22 protein-coding genes are annotated in these 16,763 nt (G+C 72.1%); 10 read left to right on the top strand and 12 right to left on the bottom strand.

The window, feature by feature from the left end:
• Nucleotides 1-189: 189 nt before the first annotated feature.
• Both def and P4R38_RS18995 read right to left on the bottom strand, forming a co-directional pair.
• The gene (def, locus tag P4R38_RS19000; RefSeq protein WP_277193530.1) at nt 190-768 is read right to left on the bottom strand and encodes a peptide deformylase; all 579 of its coding nucleotides are present in this window, start codon (nt 766-768) and stop codon (nt 190-192) included.
• A gap of 47 nt (nt 769-815) precedes the next feature.
• Nucleotides 816-2,303, bottom strand: coding sequence for an amino acid permease (locus P4R38_RS18995; protein WP_277193529.1), 1,488 nt, complete (start codon nt 2,301-2,303; stop codon nt 816-818).
• 160 nt (nt 2,304-2,463) lie between these two features.
• Here P4R38_RS18995 and P4R38_RS18990 point away from each other — a divergent pair, with 160 nt between their 5' ends.
• Together P4R38_RS18990 and P4R38_RS18985 are read left to right on the top strand one after the other, a co-directional pair.
• On the top strand, nt 2,464-2,646 hold the full coding sequence (locus tag P4R38_RS18990; protein ID WP_277193528.1) for a hypothetical protein: 183 nt from the start codon (nt 2,464-2,466) through the stop codon (nt 2,644-2,646).
• A complete protein-coding gene (locus P4R38_RS18985) occupies nt 2,643-2,915 on the top strand; it encodes a DUF1501 domain-containing protein (protein ID WP_277193527.1) in 273 nt (90 codons plus the stop codon). Before P4R38_RS18990 ends, P4R38_RS18985 begins: the two co-directional genes overlap by 4 nt.
• Before the next feature lie 6 nt (nt 2,916-2,921).
• Here the strand turns inward: P4R38_RS18985 and P4R38_RS18980 are convergent, their stop codons facing one another.
• Both P4R38_RS18980 and P4R38_RS18975 read right to left on the bottom strand, forming a co-directional pair.
• Nucleotides 2,922-3,905, bottom strand: a complete 984-nt coding sequence (locus tag P4R38_RS18980; protein WP_277193525.1) for a PH domain-containing protein — start codon at nt 3,903-3,905, stop codon at nt 2,922-2,924.
• A gap of 15 nt (nt 3,906-3,920) precedes the next feature.
• Nucleotides 3,921-4,088, bottom strand: coding sequence for a hypothetical protein (locus P4R38_RS18975; RefSeq protein ID WP_275238140.1), 168 nt, complete (start codon nt 4,086-4,088; stop codon nt 3,921-3,923).
• A 111-nt stretch (nt 4,089-4,199) separates the two neighbouring features.
• Between P4R38_RS18975 and P4R38_RS18970 the strand changes: the two genes are divergently transcribed.
• From P4R38_RS18970 to P4R38_RS18960, 3 genes are all read left to right on the top strand, one after another.
• The gene (locus tag P4R38_RS18970; RefSeq protein WP_277193524.1) at nt 4,200-5,204 is read left to right on the top strand and encodes a small ribosomal subunit Rsm22 family protein; all 1,005 of its coding nucleotides are present in this window, start codon (nt 4,200-4,202) and stop codon (nt 5,202-5,204) included.
• A 203-nt stretch (nt 5,205-5,407) separates the two neighbouring features.
• Nucleotides 5,408-5,950, top strand: a complete 543-nt coding sequence (locus P4R38_RS18965; RefSeq protein WP_277193523.1) for an ArsR/SmtB family transcription factor — start codon at nt 5,408-5,410, stop codon at nt 5,948-5,950.
• A complete protein-coding gene (locus P4R38_RS18960; RefSeq protein WP_277193521.1) occupies nt 5,947-7,194 on the top strand; it encodes an MFS transporter in 1,248 nt (415 codons plus the stop codon). The genes P4R38_RS18965 and P4R38_RS18960 overlap by 4 nt, the downstream gene beginning before the upstream one ends.
• Before the next feature lie 74 nt (nt 7,195-7,268).
• On the opposite strand, the gene upp is transcribed toward P4R38_RS18960, so the two are convergent.
• Nucleotides 7,269-7,910: a uracil phosphoribosyltransferase gene (upp, locus tag P4R38_RS18955; RefSeq protein WP_275238144.1), complete on the bottom strand. Its 642-nt coding sequence runs from the start codon at nt 7,908-7,910 to the stop codon at nt 7,269-7,271.
• Nucleotides 7,911-7,974: 64 nt separating this feature from the next.
• On the opposite strand from upp, the gene P4R38_RS18950 reads away from it, so the two are divergent.
• A complete protein-coding gene (locus P4R38_RS18950; RefSeq protein ID WP_277193532.1) occupies nt 7,975-8,406 on the top strand; it encodes a nucleoside deaminase in 432 nt (143 codons plus the stop codon).
• Between the two features lie 37 nt (nt 8,407-8,443).
• Here the strand turns inward: P4R38_RS18950 and P4R38_RS18945 are convergent, their stop codons facing one another.
• Together P4R38_RS18945 and P4R38_RS18940 are read right to left on the bottom strand one after the other, a co-directional pair.
• Nucleotides 8,444-8,785 carry a DUF3140 domain-containing protein gene (locus P4R38_RS18945; RefSeq protein WP_277193520.1) on the bottom strand — a complete coding sequence of 114 codons (342 nt, stop codon included), beginning with the start codon at nt 8,783-8,785 and terminating at the stop codon, nt 8,444-8,446.
• Nucleotides 8,786-8,864: 79 nt separating this feature from the next.
• Nucleotides 8,865-9,536 carry a GOLPH3/VPS74 family protein gene (locus P4R38_RS18940; protein ID WP_277193519.1) on the bottom strand — a complete coding sequence of 224 codons (672 nt, stop codon included), beginning with the start codon at nt 9,534-9,536 and terminating at the stop codon, nt 8,865-8,867.
• Nucleotides 9,537-9,682: 146 nt separating this feature from the next.
• On the opposite strand from P4R38_RS18940, the gene P4R38_RS18935 reads away from it, so the two are divergent.
• Nucleotides 9,683-10,498 (top strand): alpha/beta fold hydrolase, encoded by an 816-nt coding sequence (locus tag P4R38_RS18935; protein WP_277193518.1) that lies wholly within the window; start codon nt 9,683-9,685, stop codon nt 10,496-10,498.
• A 17-nt stretch (nt 10,499-10,515) separates the two neighbouring features.
• Here the strand turns inward: P4R38_RS18935 and P4R38_RS18930 are convergent, their stop codons facing one another.
• Entirely contained in the window at nt 10,516-11,007 is a 492-nt protein-coding gene (locus tag P4R38_RS18930; protein ID WP_277193517.1) for a pyridoxamine 5'-phosphate oxidase family protein, read from the bottom strand.
• Nucleotides 11,008-11,220: 213 nt separating this feature from the next.
• Here P4R38_RS18930 and P4R38_RS18925 point away from each other — a divergent pair, with 213 nt between their 5' ends.
• Nucleotides 11,221-11,457, top strand: coding sequence for a hypothetical protein (locus tag P4R38_RS18925; RefSeq protein WP_277193515.1), 237 nt, complete (start codon nt 11,221-11,223; stop codon nt 11,455-11,457).
• Between the two features lie 14 nt (nt 11,458-11,471).
• Complete coding sequence (locus P4R38_RS18920; RefSeq protein WP_277193514.1) at nt 11,472-12,656, top strand: NAD(P)/FAD-dependent oxidoreductase; 1,185 nt, start codon at nt 11,472-11,474, stop codon at nt 12,654-12,656.
• A 1-nt stretch (nt 12,657) separates the two neighbouring features.
• Here P4R38_RS18920 and idi read toward each other — a convergent pair whose 3' ends face one another.
• The 4 genes from idi to P4R38_RS18900 are packed head-to-tail and all read right to left on the bottom strand — an operon-like array spanning nt 12,658 to nt 15,870.
• Nucleotides 12,658-13,254, bottom strand: a complete 597-nt coding sequence (idi, locus tag P4R38_RS18915; RefSeq protein WP_275238151.1) for an isopentenyl-diphosphate Delta-isomerase — start codon at nt 13,252-13,254, stop codon at nt 12,658-12,660.
• Nucleotides 13,251-14,294, bottom strand: coding sequence for an NAD(P)/FAD-dependent oxidoreductase (locus P4R38_RS18910; RefSeq protein ID WP_277193513.1), 1,044 nt, complete (start codon nt 14,292-14,294; stop codon nt 13,251-13,253). Before P4R38_RS18910 ends, idi begins: the two co-directional genes overlap by 4 nt.
• Nucleotides 14,291-14,809, bottom strand: coding sequence for an isoprenylcysteine carboxyl methyltransferase family protein (locus tag P4R38_RS18905; protein ID WP_277193511.1), 519 nt, complete (start codon nt 14,807-14,809; stop codon nt 14,291-14,293). Before P4R38_RS18905 ends, P4R38_RS18910 begins: the two co-directional genes overlap by 4 nt.
• The gene (locus P4R38_RS18900; RefSeq protein ID WP_277193510.1) at nt 14,809-15,870 is read right to left on the bottom strand and encodes a type III polyketide synthase; all 1,062 of its coding nucleotides are present in this window, start codon (nt 15,868-15,870) and stop codon (nt 14,809-14,811) included. The genes P4R38_RS18905 and P4R38_RS18900 overlap by 1 nt, the downstream gene beginning before the upstream one ends.
• 37 nt (nt 15,871-15,907) lie before the next feature.
• Here P4R38_RS18900 and P4R38_RS18895 point away from each other — a divergent pair, with 37 nt between their 5' ends.
• Nucleotides 15,908-16,714, top strand: coding sequence for a UbiA family prenyltransferase (locus tag P4R38_RS18895; protein WP_275238155.1), 807 nt, complete (start codon nt 15,908-15,910; stop codon nt 16,712-16,714).
• Nucleotides 16,715-16,763 lie beyond the last annotated feature (49 nt).

Raw genomic sequence — 16,763 nt, 5'->3', positions numbered from 1 at the left:
TCCGCTGGTTGAGCCGGTCCGAGGCGTTAGCCGAGGGGCGTGTCGAAACCTGGTGCGGTGCGGGGAGACTGGGGGTTCGCGGTGGGGGTGGTTTCGACTCTGGCTCGCCTAGCGGCTCGCCCGGCTCAACCGGCGGGGGTGGGCTCGCCCGGCTCAACCAGCGGGGGTTGGCTCGCCCGGCGGTGGGGGTCAGACGTCCTCGGCTTCTTGGGTGGCGGGGTCCCACTTGGTGACGCGGGCGGCCTCCCAGCCGCGCTCCTTGATGGCCTCGCGGGACTGCGTCCGGTACGTCGGGGTCAGCCGCTCGACGTACAGCTTGCCGTCGAGGTGGTCGGTCTCGTGCTGCAGCGCGCGGGCCATCAGGCCGGTGCCCTCGACGACCACCTCGTTGCCGTCCAGGTCGGTGCCGGTGACGCGCGCCCAGTCCGCACGCGCGGTGGGGAAGTGCTCACCGGGCACCGACAGGCAGCCCTCGCTGCCGTCCTCCGGGTCCGGAGTACCAGCGGGCACCGGGCCCTTCTCCAGCACCGGGTTGATGACGACGCCGCGACGGTCCGGCTCGTCCTCGTCCTCACCCGGCACGTCGTACACGAAGATGCGCTGCCGGACGCCGACCTGGTTGGCGGCCAGGCCGACGCCGTTGGCAGCGTCCATCGTCTCGAACATGTCCTCGACCAGGTCGCGGATCTCGTCCGTGACCTCGCGGACCTTCTTGGTGGGCTGGTGCAGTGCCTTGTGGCCGATGATGGTGATGGGACGAACGGCCATGGGGCGCTGGACCTCCGGTCAGAAGTGTCGGATCGAGGAAGTGATCGTCAGGCTCGGAGGTAGTCCGGATCGGTGTCCGTGTCGACCCTGTTGAGCTTGGCGTGGTGACGACTGTAGGCGAAGTAGATGATGAACCCGAGCGCCATCCAGACCAGGAACCGCAGCCAGGTCTCGATCGACAGGTTCAGCATCAGGTAGAGGCACACCAGCGACGACAGGATCGGCAGCACCGGCGAGAACGGCACCTTGAACGACCGCTCCAGGTCGGGGCGGCGCTTGCGCAGGATCGGGATGGCCAGCGAGACGAGGGCGAACGCCGACAGGGTGCCGATGTTGACCATCTCCTCGAGCTTGCCGATCGGCGTGAGCGAGCAGATCAGCGCGACCAGGCCGCCGATGATCAGCGTCAGGCGGACCGGCGTACCCGTCCGGTCGTTGGTGTGCGCCAGGCTGCGGGGCAGCAGGTTGTCGCGGGACATCGCGAACAGCACCCGGGTTGCGCCGATCATGAGGGTCATCACGACCGTGGCGAGACCGGCGACGGCGCCCGCGGAGATGATCGTGGCGTACCCGCCCTTGCCCGCGTCCGTGAACGCCGTCGCCAGCGCGGCCTTGGGGTCGATGTCGTTGTACTTCACCATGCCGGTGATGACGAGGGCGACCGCGACGTACAGCACCGTGCAGATGATGAGCGAGGCGATGATGCCGATCGGCAGGTCGCGCTGCGGGTTCTTGGCCTCCTCGGCCGTGGTCGCGACGACGTCGAACCCGATGTAGGCGAAGAACACCAGCGAGGCGGCGGTGAAGATGCCCATCACGCCGAAGGCGGCGGGCTCGAGGCCGAGGATGGTGTCCAGCAGCGGACGCTGCACGCCGGTCTTGGCGGCGGCGTCGGTGGCCTCGGGGATGAACGGCGAGTAGTTGTCGCGGTTGATGAAGCCGATGCCGGCGACGATCACGAAGAGCACGATGAACAGCTTCAGCGCGACGAGGGCCATGTTGACCCGCAGCGACTCCTTGATGCCGAACGCGACGAGGGCGGTCAGCGTCGCGACGAGGACGAACGCCATCAGGTCGAAGTGCGAGCCCGGCGCGACCGCGTCCGGGAGGGCCCACCCGGCGTGGCTGATCAGCTCGGTGAAGTACTGGCTCCAGCCCTGGGCGACGACGGAGGCGCCGAGCATGAGCTCCAGGAAGAGGTCCCAGCCGATGATCCAGGCGATCAGCTCACCCAGCGTGGCGTACGAGAACGTGTACGCCGACCCGCTGACCGGGACGGTGGAGGCGAGCTCGGCGTAGCAGAGTGCGGCGAGGCCGCAGCACAGGGCGCCGACCACGAAGGAGATGACGACGGCGGGGCCGGCGAGCTCCTGGGCCGCACGGCCCGTCGTGGTGAAGATGCCGGCGCCGATGATGACGCCGATGCCGAACAGGGTGAGGTCGAGCGCCGTCAGGCGGCGTTTGAGCTGGAACTCGTGGTCCTCGGTGGTGTCGTCGATCGACTGCTCGATCGACTTCGTCCGCAAGACGCTCACGGATGGCTCCCTTCGCAGGTGGTGACGGTCGCAGCCCTGGGTACGGACCGGCTGCGGCCGCCGGACCATGGTGGTCGGCCGTCCACCGAACCACAAGCACCTACCCTGACCGTGTGCCGCCCGACGCCCAGCCGCCGCCGCGCTGCCGGACCAGCTGGACATGGTCGCCCGGTGCATCAAGGCCGACGTGCCGACGACCGTCTACCTCGTCTCGGTCTCCGGCTTCGACACGCACGCGCGGGAGAAGGACGCCCAGACCGGTCGGCTGACCGACGTCGACAAGGCACTCACCGCGTTCCGCTCGGCACTGCCGGTCACCCGCGGGAGAAGGACGTCGTGGTGACGGCGTACTCGGAGTTCGGCCGCCGGGTGAAGGCCAACGCCTCGGACGGGACGGACCACGGCACGGCCGGCGCGCTGTTCGTGATGGGCGACCGGGTCAAGGGCGGCTTCTACGGCGAGCAGCCCTCGCTGACCGACCTCGACGACGGCGACCTGAAGTCGACGACCGACTTCCGCGGCGTCTACGGGGAGCTGCTGCACGGACTGCTACGCACCGACCCGGCGCGCGTCCTGGACCGGGTGCCGGAACCGCTGGGCTTTCTGGTCTGAGGAGCCTCAGCGTGGCGGCCGGGAGCGCACCGGGTGGTGCGGGGAAGCGTCCTCGCGGCTCACGGCCCAGGACTGGTCGGTGTCGTCGCCCGGCTCCGCGCCGAGCTCCTCATCGGGCTCGTCGTCGGGCTCGTCCTCGGGCTCGTCCTCGGGCGATCCTGAGCGGACCCGACGCACGATCCGGCGCTCGACCCGCGGCTCGCCGAGACGCCACCACGTCCGTCTCGACTTCTCCCTCGGCTCCAGGTAGCGGCCGAGCCGGTGGATGGGGACGTCCGTCATCTCCAGGTCGTCCGGGTCCTCGGTGGGGTCCTGCGGGTCGAGGCTGCGGGGCCGGTCCAGGGGGTTCGCCGTCGGGCCCTCGTCCGGGCCACCGGCTCCGTCGAGGCCACCGGCCGGGCCGTTCGGACCGGCCGGGCCGTCGGGGGGCGGGTCGTCCTCGGCTCCACCGGACTTGGAGCGGCTCGCCGCCGAGGGGCCGTCCTTGGCGGGGTTGAACCCGGCGAAGATCTGGTCGCAGATGAGCCGGTACGTCTCGTCCGGCCGGCGTACGTAGGAGATCTTGGACAGCGCCTGGTCCTGACCGGCGCTCTCCAGCACGAACGTGCCGTACCCGAGGATGCGCCCGAGCGGTGAGCGGGTGTACGACATGTCGGTCACGCGGGCCATCGGCATCATGGCGACCTTGCGCGTGACGATGCCGTACAGCAGGAGCAGTCGCTTGTCGGTGGCGACGAACCAGCTGAACTGCCACTTCAGCACGATCCATGCGGCGCGCAGCACCAGCACGAACCACAGCCACCACGCTGCGTTGGCGAGCACGCCCATCCGCACGGGTGCGACGCTGCCGATCGTGATGACGAGGAAGAAGCCGACGATGGCGGTGGCGATCGGCTCGGCCTTGGAGGCCCAGTGCTCCTGCATGGCGACGACGACCTTCTCCCTGGGGAGCCGGTACTGCGCCAGGCGCTCGACGGCGCGCCCGCTCACGCCGTCCACGGCGGGCTAGCCGTTCAGGATGTTGTCGAAGAACTGAGCGATGTTGCTGACGCCGTCGGAGAGGATCTCCCAGATGTTGCGGACGAGGTCGGCCGACTTGTTGGGTGACGTCACGACGGCGTACACCAGGAACGCGAGCACCACCCAGGGTATGAACTGCTTGACTTTCGCCATCGGTTCCTCCGGGGGATGGGGCACGGGCCGGGACAGATCCTGCCACACATGTGACACGTGTGACGGGTGTGACGCGCGAGTCGCACCACGGGACCTAGGCTCGGACCCGTCATGAGCGACCTGTCCCTACGCCTGCGCGATGCCCTCGACCGGTCGGCCGCCGGCGCGTCAACGGTAGCGCTGACGGCCGCCGTCGAGCGGCTGAGTGACCGATATCGATCCGTCCGACCGGCCGGAGCGCCGATCCTCGCGGGGCCGGCGGAGGTGCTCGCGTACGCCGTGTACCGGATGCCCGCGACGTACGCGGCCGTCCGGCTGGCTCTGCTGCAGGGCGTACGCGCGGGGCTGGGGCCGATCAGTTCGGTCGCCGACCTCGGGGGCGGGACGGGCGCTGCAGTGTGGGCCGCGGCCGAGGCGCTGCCGGACGTGCGCGCGGCGACGGTGCTCGAGCAGGTCGCCGCCGCCCGCGATCTCGGCCGCGCGATCGCCGCCGAGGACCTGGGAGAGACCTCGTGGCGGGACTGGCGCGTCGGTGAACCGGTGCCGTCGGCGGACCTGGTGAGCGCGGCGTACGTCCTCAGCGAGCTCAGCGAGGAGCAGCAGACGCGCCTGGTGGCGGACGCGATGGCGGCCGCCGGTGCCGCAGTCCTGGTCGTCGAGCCGGGTACGCCGGACGGGCACCGCCGGGTGCTCGCCGCGCGGGAGCTGCTGCTGGCGGCGGGGTGGCGGGTGCTCGCGCCCTGCCCGCACGCCCTCGCGTGCCCGCTGGCCGACGCGGACTGGTGCCACTTCGCCGCCCGGGTGAACCGGTCGGCCCTGCACCGCCGGGTCAAGAGCGCCGAGCTCAGCCACGAGGACGAGAAGTTCTCCTACGTCCTCGCCGTCCGACGATCGACCCGGCAGGACCTCGGCGACGGAGCGCGCGATGCCAGGTCGATCGTCCGGGGAGGTCGGGTGGTCCGGCACCCGCTGAAGCGCAAGGGGCTCGTCGAGCTCCAGCTGTGTCGCCCCGACGGGACCGCCGGCCGCGAGGTCGTCAGCAAGCGGCACGGCGCCGCGTACAAGGCCGCCCGTGACGTCGCCTGGGGCGACACCTGGCCGCCCGCCGCCGACTGAGCGCGGCCCCTACCTCGTTCGTCCCCGCCCGGCACCACTCCCTCCATCCATCCCTCCCTCCCTTCTCGGCCGAATGCGCGTGTCCTGCTGCTTTTCGGGCGGAAACCCCGCAGGACACGCGCACTCGGCGAAGCAGGTCGGAAAGGGGGGACCGCCAAACGAGTGCTTGACGGTTGGTGCGAGGCTGCGGCAGACTCCCCAACATGTCTTTGGGAGACGATGAGGACCGGATCGGCGAGCTGAGAGCCGTCGCCCACCCGGTCCGGCTGCAGATGCTGTCGCTGCTGACCGGTGCGGCGATGAGCGCCGCCGAGGTCGCGCGCGAGCTCGACATCACCCAGGCCAACGCGAGCTACCACGTCCGGGTGCTCGCCCGGAACGGGTTGCTGCGCGAGGCGGGTACCGAGAGCGTACGAGGCGGGGTCGCGAAGAAGTACCGGTACGTCGGCGAGGAGCGTCGGTCGGGCCGGCACGTGTCCGAGGAGGACCAGGCGCTACAGGTGGAGGCCTATGCGCAGGAGCTGCGCCGACGGCTGGCGGACCGCCGGACCGGCAGCCGGGGCATGTTCACCGACGCCGAGATGTGGGTGACGCCGGAGGTGTGGAAGAAGGTCGAGGCGCTCGTCCACGAGGCCACCGTGCTGGTCCACGAGGAGGCCCAGCCGCCGCGTACGGACGGGACCGTGAAAGTCAACATGCAGGCGTTCCTGTTCGAGATGAACGACGGGCGCGAGGCGGACCGATGAACACGGCCCGGTCCTGGGAAGCTCTGCAGGACAAACGCTTTCGCGCCTTCTTCATCGCGCGGACCACCTCCATGGTCGGCACCTCGATGGCACCGGTCGCGCTGGCGTTCGCGGTCCTGCACGTCGACGAGAGAGCCGCCGCCCTCGGGCAGGTGATGGCCGCGCGGATGGTCGCGATGGTCGTCTTCCTCATGGTGGGCGGCGTGATCGCGGACCGCATGTCGCGCCGCACGCTGATCCAGGTCTCCCACACGCTGACGGCGCTCACCCAGGGCATCGTCGCCTGGCTGGTGATCAGCGGGCACGCGACCATCCCCCTGATCATCGCGATCGAGGCGGTCAACGGCGCGGTATCGGCGTTCTCGATGCCGGCCATGCAGGGGCTCGTCCCGCAGCTGGTCGAGCCCCGGCTCCTGCAGCAGGCGGACGCGTTGATGTCGTTCGCGCGCAACGGCACCATGATCATCGGACCGGTGCTCGCGGGTGTGGTGGTGGCCGGCCCGGGACCCGGCTGGGCGCTCGCGGTCGACGCGTGCACGTACGTCCTCGCGATTCTCGCGCTGTCCCGGATCGCCCTCCCGGCGGCCGTACGGCGCGGCTCGTCGATGGTCGCCGACCTGCGGGACGGCTGGACGGAGTTCACGCGGCGCGACTGGCTGTGGATCATCGTGGTCGTCTTCGGGTTCCTCAACGCGATCCACATCGGCGCCTGGATGGTGATCGGGCCTTACATCGCCAAGACCGACCCCGACCTCGGCGTCCACGGCTGGAGCCTGGTGCTCAGCGCGGAGGCGGTCGGTGCGGTGCTGATGACGGTGGTCCTGATGCGGCTCGACCTGCGGCGGCCGCTGCGGGCCGGCATGCTCGGCATCGCGCTGCTGTCCCTGCCGATCCTGGTGCTGGGCCTCGACCCACGCACGGTCGTCCTGATGCCGCTCGCGTTCGTCGCCGGCGCCGGAACGCAGGTGTTCAGCACCGGCTGGAGCGTCGCCCTGATGGAGAACGTCCCGGAGCACGCGTTGTCCCGGGTGTCGTCGTACGACATGCTCGGTTCGTACGTCGCCATCCCGATCGGTACGACGGTGTTCGGCTGGCTGGCCGCGGTCGCGGACCCGCGCACGATCCTGGTCGTCACGGCGGTGACGTACGGCGTGGTGTCACTCGCGACGCTCCTCGTCCCCGGCATCCGCCACCTGAGGCGCGCGACAATTGTTGCAGCACAGCAGGATTCGCCGGTCGGATAGCGTCACCACCCATCGGCGAAAGCTGGCGACGTGCACACGTATACGTGTGCACGTCGCCAACTTCTGCCGAGGGACTACTGGGCGACGCCGTAGAGGCGGTCGCCCGCGTCGCCGAGGCCGGGGACGATGTAGCCGTGCTCGTTCAGCCGCTCGTCGACGGCGCCGGTGACGAGCGTGACCGGGACGTGCAGGTCGCCGATCTCCTGCTTCAGCGCCTCGATGCCCTCCGGCGCGCACAGCAGCGTGACGGCCGTGATGTCGTCGGCGCCGCGCTCGACCAGGTACTTGATCGACATGGCGAGCGTGCCGCCGGTCGCGAGCATCGGGTCGATCACATAGCACTGGCGGCCGGACAGGTCGTCGGGGAGCCGGTTCGCGTACGTCACGGCCTCGAGGGTCTCCTCGTTGCGGGCCATGCCGAGGAACCCGACCTCCGCCGACGGCAGCATCCGCACCATGCCCTCGAGCATGCCGAGCCCGGCGCGCAGGATCGGCACGACGAGCGGCTTGGGGTTGGCGAGCTTGATGCCGGTCGTCGGCGCCACCGGCGTCACGATGTCGAACGGCTCGACCCGGACCTCGCGGGTCGCCTCGTACGCGAGCAGCGTCATCAGCTCCTCGGCGAGCCGGCGGAACGTGGGGGAGTCGGTCTCCCGCGCCCGCAGGTACGTGAGCTTGTGGGCGATCAGCGGGTGGTCCGCGACGATGACGCGCATGGGCCAGACTCTAGCTGTGACCGATCTGCGCCCTCCCGCCTCGCATGCGGTGTACGAGCAGTGGATGGGTTCGGCGCTCGCGCTGGCCCGTTCGGCCGTGGCCGACGGTGACGTGCCCGTCGGTGCCGTGGTCGTCGACGCCGACGGTGCCGTCCTCGGCGAGGGCCGCAACCGGCGTACGGCCGAGGGTGATCCGCTCGCGCACGCAGAGGTGCTGGCGCTGCGGGCCGCGGCGCAGGCGCACGGGTCGTGGCGGCTGGACGACTACACGCTCGTGGTGACGCTCGAGCCCTGTCCCATGTGCGCCGGTGCGGCCCTCCAGGCGCGGGTACGCCGGATCGTGCTCGGCGCCTGGGACGCCAAGGCCGGCGCGTGCGGCAGCGTCTGGGACGTCGCGCGCGAGCAGCGGGCACCGCACTGGATCGAGGTCGTGGGCGGCATCCGCGAGCCGGAGTGCGCCGCGCTGCTGACCGACTTCTTCCGCGCCCGGCGCTGACCCCCGGGTCGTCGTCACCCGGGCGTCGCCGGTCCGGTCAGCGCGGGGCGCCAGGAGGCTTGAGCGGGTCGTGACCGACCCGCATCAACCCGTGCCGCCACCCGGTGTCGCCGGCCGTCGGCTCCAGGTCGTCGCGCCGCTGGCTGCGTACGCGGTCGACCACGGTCTGCATGTTGCGGGCGTCCTCGTCGGTCAGGTCGGTGCGCCGCTTGCCGAGGATGTGGACCACCTGACGCCCGAGGTGCGGCTCGTCCTGCTCGGGCACGCCCTCCGACCGCTCCTGCGACGCCTCCACCCGCAGCCAGTCCTCCAGCTCCGCGGACGTCATGTTGACCACCGTGTGGAACTCGCCCCACAGCTCGTCGCTGACCTCAGCCATCCGTCCTGCGCCTTTCGTCGACCCTCCGGAACGATCGCCTACCCGCGGCGCCGGCCCCCGAACCGCAACGGCCGCGGGGTCAGCTCGAGCCGCTGGTCGCGGCCGTCGCAGCAGCGGATGCCGCCACCGCGGCGGTGATGGCGGCCTGGGCGTCGGAGATCGCCTTGCTGACCGCGGCGCCCGCCCAGTCGCCCTCGGCGATCGTCTTCGCCCTCTTCTTCAGCGCCCGGCCGGACATCCCGGTGCCGTCGCCGAACAGCTTCGGTACGGCGCCGACCGCGTGGATCAAGGAGACCAAGGAGGCACTACGGGCCGTCGGCGCGGTGGAGCCGACGAGCACGGCGGTGAGGCCGTCGACGGCCGTACGCCGACCGGCCGTGTCGACGACGGGCCACCGGGTCTGCGGGAAGACGCCGAGCACCCGGCCGCGCTCGCGGTGGACGGCGCCGGCCGCGGCGAGGCTGTCGTGCAGCCGGTCCTGCAGGCCCTTGGCCACCTTGCCGAGCACGTCCTTGGGCTTCTTGCCCTCGCGGTCGGCGAACACGCCGAGCGCGGCGTCGAGGTGGGCGTTGCCGGTCGGCGCGGGGTCAGCCACCCGCAGCCGCCCCTTCCCGTCGACGGTCACCTTCTCCATCAGCGCGAGCTCGCACAGCAGGGCACCGGCCAGTCCCAGGCCGGTCTCGTTGCGGCCGGTGACCAGGCCGCCCCGGTCGTTCGTCAGCAGGAGCAACAGCTCTTCCGCGATCAGCATGGCTCCACGGTAGGGAGAGCCGGCGGCGTGGTCATCCGTCCTGCGGCGGATCCTTCGGTCCACCTCTCGGACGGCTGCCACGGGGGTCACCCGACGGCGCGCGACGCGGGTTACGCTCGCGTAACCAGACGCAGGAGGTGCACGACATGAGCACGATCCAGTACGCCCGCAAGGGCAGCGGTGAGCCGGTGGTGCTGATCCACGGCATCGGCCACCGACGCCAGGCGTGGGGTGAGGTGTTCGACCGCCTGGCCGAGTCGTACGACGTGGTCGCGGTCGACTTGCCGGGGCACGGCGAGTCGCCGCCACCGCGCAAGCCGTACGGGTTCCGACCCCTCAGCGTGGCCGAGCAGCTGGAGGAGCTGTTCGCCGACCTCGGCCTCGACCGCCCGCACGTCGTCGGCAACTCCCTCGGCGGCTACCTCTCGCTCCTGCTCGCCCGGCGCGGCAGCGTCGCGTCCGCCACCGTGCTGTCACCGGGCGGGTTCTACACCGTCCTGGAGGGTGCACTCGGCGGTGGCCAGCTGGTCGCTCTCAAGCTCGCGTCGTACTCGCCGGCTCCGGTGCTGCGGCTGTTCGCGCGCACGCCGGCGCTGCGTCGGCTCAGCCAGGGATCGCTGTACGCGCGTACCGACACGCTCGACCCGGAGCTGGCCTACAGCGACTCGCTCAACCTGCGCCGGGCGCGCGGGTTCGCGCCGTTCTTCCTCCACCTGGTCGGTTCGCGGTTCGAGGGCGACGTGGTGGTGCCGGTGACGGTCGCCTGGGCTGCCAAGGATCGGATCCTCTTCCCGCACCAGGCGGGGCGCGCGCGGACGCGGCTGCCGGCGGCCACCCACACGTCGATCCCGGGCGCCGGGCACATCTCGATGCACGACGCGCCGGAACTGGTCGCGCGAATCGTCGTCGATCAGATCGAGGCGACCAGCCGCCGGCCCGATCCGAGGGCGACCGTCTCGTAGGACGCGACGGTCCGGCGTCAGCGGGGGTCGCCTCGCTGGGCCACCAGCTCGGCCACGGCCTTCGGCAGGGTGTTCTCGAAGTCGATGAGCTTCGCCCACGTCGGGGTCATGGTGATGACGGTCATCTGCTCGTAGAGCCCGCGCACGCCCGCCTCCCACCCCTCCATCTGGTCAGCAGGCACGACCTTGCGCGCCGCCTCGACGTACCCCTGCGGGATGCCGTCGACCAGCGCCAGCTCGACGGTTCCCCGTACGAGCAGGACGTTCGGGGGAAAGCCCTGCGTGTCGATGGTGATCGCGACCTGCGGATTCGCTTGCAGAGCCTTGACTTTCGCCGATGTCGGGACGGTCCACATGACGATGGTGCTCCCGTCGAGGCCGAACCCGATCGGGATGGCACGCGGTGCGCCGTCTAGACCGGTGTACGCGAGTCGCGCCGGGATCTCGGACGCCATCAGCTCGCGGCTGAGCGGCTGGGCGAGGACCTCGGCAACCTGGGCGGCGTCCATGTCAGTGCTCCTTCGTCTTCTGCGACGGTGCGGTCGACCGCCGACACGACCAGGACGGAGCGGGCGCTCCGATCTCGACACTGCCACCTCGATCGACGAACGACCGGTGGGGCGGGTGGTGGGGCTGGACGCGTGCCTGGGGTGGCGATGAGTGACCGGTCGGGCGTGTTGTCGAGCGCGGTCGCCCGCACGGGTGCGCCGTACGCTGGTCGGGTGGACGAACGCAGTCTCGCGAGACCGGAGGGCGCGCACATGGACGACAACCGCTCATCAGCCAGCGCCGAGGTGGAGGAGCTGGGGTGTCGGCTCTACCGGATGGACGCCGGTCTGGGGATGGTCGGTCTGTCGGGAACCTGGGAGGGCCTCACCCCGGGCCAGAGGCATAGCTACCGCGTTCAGGCGCAGGCGATTCGAGCGCGGCGGCAGGCGGGCAAGCCGCTTCCCCAGTGACCGGAAGGATCATGATGGCCGCACCGACTGGCACCCCGGACCAGCCGTGGGACCTGGTCGTCGTGGGTGCCGGGCCGGCCGGAGCGACGGCCGCCATCGCGGCCCGGCACGCTCGTCCCGAAGCGCGCGTCCTGCTGCTGGACCGCTCGGACTTTCCGCGCGACAAGGCGTGCGGCGACGGGATCGCGCCGCACGTGCTGGACGTGCTCGACCGGTTCGGGCTCGGCGACGTGGTCGACGACTGGGCGCCGGTACCCGATCTCGAGCTCGCCCGTGGCGACCTGCTGACGCGCGGCACGATGCGCCGGCCGGCGCGCGTCGTACCCCGAGCGGTGTTCGACGCACGTCTCGTCGACGCGGCGTGCGACGCCGGGGCGCAGCTGCGCCGGCACCGGGTACGCCACGTCGAGCCGCACCAGGACGGCGTCGTGCTCGACGACACGATCCACGCCAAGGTCGTCATCGGCGCGGACGGCGCCTCGTCGGTCGTACGGCGACAGCTCGGCCGGCCGCCCGCGCGGCGCCGGGCGCTCGCGATCCGCGGGTACGCACCCACCCGACGCGACCACGACGGCCTGCAGGTGATCCGGTTCGGCCAGCGCCGACAGCCCTCGTACGCCTGGGCTTTCGACCGTGGCGACGGGTTGAGCAACATCGGGTACGGCGAGCTCGTCCAGCCGGGCGCGGACCTGACCCGCGCGGTCATGCTCGACCGCCTCGACGAGTTGCTGCCCGGCGTCGCCCAGGACGCCGCTGACTGGCGCGGCCACCACCTGCCGCTGTCCGAGGCGCGCTGGCACCAGCCGGACGGGCCCGTGCTGCTCGTCGGCGACGCGGCAGGCCTGATCAACCCGATGACCGGCGAGGGCATCTACTACGCCGTCGCGACGGGCGCGCTCGCCGGGGCCGTCGCCGCAGTCTCGGCGCCTGGCGCGGCCGGCGAACGGCATCGAATCCTGGTGCGCCGTCTGCTCGCTCGCCACCTGCTGAGCACCACCATCGGCAGCCGGCTGGCCGAGCGGCCGGGCGTCCTCGACGGCGGCCTGCGGGCCGCGACCGCCGATCAGCGCGTCTTCGACGACCTCGTCGAGATGGGTCTGGGCCGTGGGGTGCTCACGCCTCGCGTGCTCGCGGGCCTCGCCCGGTCGGTTCGCCCGTTCGCTCGCCGCGGGCCGACCCTCCACGTACCGGCCGGCTGACTCAGCGCGCGCTCCGGTCGACGTCGCGGGCGGCCGGCGGCAGCAGCGCGGGGTCCTCGGCGGGCCAGCCCTGCGGGTCCGTACCCAGGACCATCAGCTGCCGCGTCTCGGCGTCGCTCCACGCCGACACCTCCTGCCTGCCCGAGATGACGGCGTCCACGAAGTCCGACCAGGGGACCCATCGGGCCTCGCCGACCTCCTCGGGGTCCGGGCTGATCTCGTGCGACGGCAGCCAGCCGGCGTACACGGGGCACTGCTCGTGCTCGACCACGCCGTCCATCTCGGCGCGGTAGGAGAAGCGCGGCAGCACCAGCCGCAAGGAGGTGGGCCGGACGCCGAGCTCCTGCCAGGCGCGGCGCCGTACGGCGTCCTCCATCGGCTCGCCCGGCGCGGGATGTCCGCACACGGAGTTGGTCCACACTCCCGCGAAGGTGCGCTTGGTCTCCGCCCGCCGCGTGAGCAGGAAGGCGCCGTCCGGGCCGAACAGGTAGAGCGAGAACGCCAGGTGCAGCGGGGTGCTCGCGTGATGGACGTCGGCCTTGGGCGCCGTGCCCACCGCGTTGCCGTCGTCGTCGAGCAGGACGACCTCCTCGGTCATGACGCTCCCTCCAGCCGGTGCAGCGCGGCGCCGAACAGCCACGGCAGCGTGGCAGCGGCAGGCACGATGCGCTTGCGGATCCAGGCGGGCTCGGTCGCTCGCAGCAGCAGTCCGGTGGCGGCGAAGGGCACGCGGTTCACGGCCCGCCAGGCGGAGGCGTACGACTCCGGCCGGCCCGACACGATCGCGTCCACCGCCGCCCGGCCGTGGGCCAGGCCGAGGGAGATGCCCTCGCCGGTGAGCGCATCGACGTACCCGCTGGCGTCGCCGACCAGCATGACCCGCCCGCGCACCGGCGCGGCTGCCCGCTGCCGGAGCGGCCCGGCACCCCGGACGTCGGTCGCGGGCTCGGCGCCGTCCAGGCGGGCGACCAGCTCGGGGAACTGCCGCAGATGCGTGTCGTACGAGGCTCGCTCGCCGGTGAGCACGGCCACGCCGACGAGGTCCTCGGCGACCGGCGTGACGTACGCCTCCGCGCTCCGGCCCCAGTGCACCTCCACCCGGTCGCTCCACGGTCGTACCCGGAAGTGGCGACGCTGCCCGAAGCGGGGTCGCCGGTCGGCGGGACGGTCCAGACCGAGCCGTCGCCGGGTGGGCGAGTGCAGACCGTCCGCCGCGATCAGGTGGCCGGCGGACAGGGTCGAGCCGTCGCCGCAGCTCACCACGACCCGGTCGGCCTCGGCGGTGATGTCGGAGGCCGCGCACGACCGGAGCTCGACGCCCGACGCGAGCGCCGCCGTACGCAGCGCCCGGTGCAGGACGGTCCGGCGGACGCCGCGTCCGGGCCCGCTTCGGAAGGCCGCGCTCGCCCGGACGCCCGGCGCGAGATAGGTGATGCCGGTCAACGGGTAGCCGGGCGGCTCGATGCCCAGCCCGGCCAGGGCGGCGAGACCGCCGGGCATCAGCCCCTCGCCGCAGGCCTTGTCGACGTCGCCGTCGCGGGGCTCCAGGACCGTGGTGGTGAGCCCGGCGCGAGCGGCGTACACGGCGGTGCCGAGCCCGACGGGGCCTCCGCCGACGACGACCACGTCGGTGCTCATGCCGGCACCGACCGCCGGCCGAGCGCCGCGTCCTCGACCCGGATCCGGACGGTCAGCAGCGCCGCGTTGAGGACGGTGAACAGCACGGCGGTCAGCCAGGCCGTGTGGACCAGTGGCAGCGCCACACCCTCCACCACCACCGCAACGTAGTTGGGGTGCGGGATCAGGCGGTACGGCCCGCGCGTGACCAGATCCGCGCCCGGGACGACGATCACCCGGGTGTTCCAGAAGTGACCGAGCGTGCGGATGCACCACCAGCGCAGCGCCTGGGTGAGCAGCACGACCACGACCATCGTCCAGCCGAGCGCGGGGAGGAACGGCCGGTCCAGCAGCCACACCTCCAGCAGCGCACCGACCAGCAGTGAGGTGTGCAGCACGACCATCACCGGGTAGTGGCCGGCGCCGTACTCGCGGCCGCCGCGCGCGAACGCCCAAGCCGCGTGCCGCTTCGAGACGACCAGCTCCGCGACCCGCTCCAGGCCGACCAGCAGGACGAACGCGGTGAACCAGCCCATCAGTCGGCCCTCAGCAGGACCAGCTCGAGGCAGAACCCCGGACCCATCGCCAGCAGCAGGCCGTTGGTACCCGCGCGGGGCGGGCGGTCCCGCAGCGTGTCGGCGAGGATGTGGAGCACGGACGCGGACGACAGGTTGCCGATCCGGCGCAGGGAGCTCCAGGTGACGCCCAGCGCGTCGCGGGTGACCTCCAACGCGTCGGCCATCGCCTCCAGCACCTTCGGTCCGCCCGGGTGGGCGACCCACCAGCCGATGTCGTCGCGGGTCAGGCCGTGGCCGGCGAGGAAGCGGTCGACGTCCTCGCGCAGGTGCGCCCGCACCAGCTCGGGCACCTCCACGCCGAGCACGATCCGCAGCCCGGTCGAGCCGACGTCCCAGCCCATCGCGCGCTCGGTGTCGGGGTAGAGGCGGCTCCTGCTGTCGACGACCCGCACGCCGGACGCGCCCGGCTCGGCGTCCGCGCCGCGCAGGACCACCGCGCCCGCACCGTCGCCGAACAGGCCGCTGGCGACGAGATTCGCGACCGACGTGTCGTCCCTCTGCACCGTCAGGCTGCACAGCTCGACGGACAGCAGCACGGCCGTCGCCGACGGGTGACCGCGCAGGTAGTCGTGCACGCGAGCGATGCCTGCGGCGCCGGCGACGCAGCCGAGACCGACCAGCGGCGCGCGCTTGACGTCCTCACGCAGGCCGATCTCCATCGCGATCCGGGCGTCCAGCGACGGGACCGCGAACCCGGTGATGGTGGTCGAGACGATGAGGTCGACATCCTCGGGCCGCTGGCCGGCCTCCTCCAGCGCCGCCAGCACCGCGGCCGCCCCGAGCCGTACGCCCTCGCGGATGAAGGCGTCGTTCGCCGCACCGAAGTCGCCGAGATCGGCGTACGAGGACAGCGGCAGCGCGAGGTGACGCCGGTCGACGCCGGCGTTGGCGTGGATGCGTTCGAGCAGCCGTCGGTCAGCGCCGTCCTTGGTCAGCATGTCCGCGAAGGCAGCGGTGACCTCGTCCTGGTCGTGGCGGTGCGCCGGGAGGACACCGGTCGCTGCGGCGAGGTGACTCACCACCTCAACCTAACCGCTGGCGCCTACTGTCAATCGCATGAAGCCCACGCGTCGCGGCGCGCTCCTCGCTGCGTGCCACCCCGCGCCCACCGTGGCGGTCACGGTCTTGACGGCGCTGCTCTCTGTCGCGTACGGGCACTCGCTCCGGACGGCGGTCCCGGTCGTGGTCGCCGTCCTGCTGGGGCAGCTCACCATCGGCTGGTCCAACGACCTGATCGACCTGCCGCGGGACCTCGCCGTCGGCCGGTCCGACAAGCCGATCGCCCGAGGTGACGTCTCGGCCGAGGTCGTCCGCCGGTCCATCGTGATCGCCGGGATCGGTTGTGTCGCAGCATCTTTCGCGTGCGGTGTCCCTTCGGCGCTCGTCCACCTGGGGCTGGGCGTCGCGGCCGGATGGGCGTACAACCTCGGCCTCAAGAGCACGGTCTGGTCGCCGGTGCCGTACGCGGTCGCGTTCGCCGCGCTGCCCGCCGTGGTCACGCTCGCGCGGGCCGAGCGCGGGTGGCCGCCCGCGTGGGCGATGGCCGCAGGCGCGCTCATCGGTGTCGGTCTCCACCTGCTGAACGCGCTCCCCGACCTCGCCGAGGACATCCGGGCCGGCGTCCTCGGCCTGCCGCAGCGTCTCGGCCCTCGGACGGTGCAGGCGGTCGCGCCGCTGGTGCTGCTGGCGGCGTCCGCCGTCGTCGTGCTCGCCCCAGGGCCGCCCGTACCGGTCTGGGCGTGGGCGGCGCTCGTCCTGACCGCCGCCCTCGCCGCGTTCGCCGCCCGGGCGACCGGTCGTACGCCCTTCCTCGCCGCGATCGCGATCGCGGCGGTCGACGTGGGGCTGCTCGTCGGGCGCTGACCGGGTTCGTGACGCGCGGAGTGGGTAGCCGAAGGAGACAGCGTTCACC

This window comes from Luteipulveratus flavus, from assembly GCF_029439465.1.
In the GTDB taxonomy this organism is placed as follows: Bacteria; Actinomycetota; Actinomycetes; order Actinomycetales; family Dermatophilaceae; genus Luteipulveratus; species Luteipulveratus flavus.
The sequence above is the reverse complement of the archived record's forward strand: the minus strand, read 5'-3'. Positions and strand labels throughout refer to the sequence as shown.

Coding starts and splice junctions, on each gene's coding strand:
- def (WP_277193530.1), bottom strand. CDS start 768: ATGGCCGTTCGTCCCATCACCATCATCGGCCACAAGGCACTGCACCAG.
- P4R38_RS18990 (WP_277193528.1), top strand. CDS start 2,464: ATGGTCGCCCGGTGCATCAAGGCCGACGTGCCGACGACCGTCTACCTC.
- P4R38_RS18975 (WP_275238140.1), bottom strand. CDS start 4,088: ATGGCGAAAGTCAAGCAGTTCATACCCTGGGTGGTGCTCGCGTTCCTG.
- P4R38_RS18970 (WP_277193524.1), top strand. CDS start 4,200: ATGAGCGACCTGTCCCTACGCCTGCGCGATGCCCTCGACCGGTCGGCC.
- P4R38_RS18965 (WP_277193523.1), top strand. CDS start 5,408: ATGTCTTTGGGAGACGATGAGGACCGGATCGGCGAGCTGAGAGCCGTC.
- P4R38_RS18960 (WP_277193521.1), top strand. CDS start 5,947: ATGAACACGGCCCGGTCCTGGGAAGCTCTGCAGGACAAACGCTTTCGC.
- upp (WP_275238144.1), bottom strand. CDS start 7,910: ATGCGCGTCATCGTCGCGGACCACCCGCTGATCGCCCACAAGCTCACG.
- P4R38_RS18950 (WP_277193532.1), top strand. CDS start 7,975: ATGGGTTCGGCGCTCGCGCTGGCCCGTTCGGCCGTGGCCGACGGTGAC.
- P4R38_RS18945 (WP_277193520.1), bottom strand. CDS start 8,785: ATGGCTGAGGTCAGCGACGAGCTGTGGGGCGAGTTCCACACGGTGGTC.
- P4R38_RS18940 (WP_277193519.1), bottom strand. CDS start 9,536: ATGCTGATCGCGGAAGAGCTGTTGCTCCTGCTGACGAACGACCGGGGC.
- P4R38_RS18935 (WP_277193518.1), top strand. CDS start 9,683: ATGAGCACGATCCAGTACGCCCGCAAGGGCAGCGGTGAGCCGGTGGTG.
- P4R38_RS18930 (WP_277193517.1), bottom strand. CDS start 11,007: ATGGACGCCGCCCAGGTTGCCGAGGTCCTCGCCCAGCCGCTCAGCCGC.
- P4R38_RS18920 (WP_277193514.1), top strand. CDS start 11,472: ATGGCCGCACCGACTGGCACCCCGGACCAGCCGTGGGACCTGGTCGTC.
- idi (WP_275238151.1), bottom strand. CDS start 13,254: ATGACCGAGGAGGTCGTCCTGCTCGACGACGACGGCAACGCGGTGGGC.
- P4R38_RS18910 (WP_277193513.1), bottom strand. CDS start 14,294: ATGAGCACCGACGTGGTCGTCGTCGGCGGAGGCCCCGTCGGGCTCGGC.
- P4R38_RS18905 (WP_277193511.1), bottom strand. CDS start 14,809: ATGGGCTGGTTCACCGCGTTCGTCCTGCTGGTCGGCCTGGAGCGGGTC.
- P4R38_RS18895 (WP_275238155.1), top strand. CDS start 15,908: ATGAAGCCCACGCGTCGCGGCGCGCTCCTCGCTGCGTGCCACCCCGCG.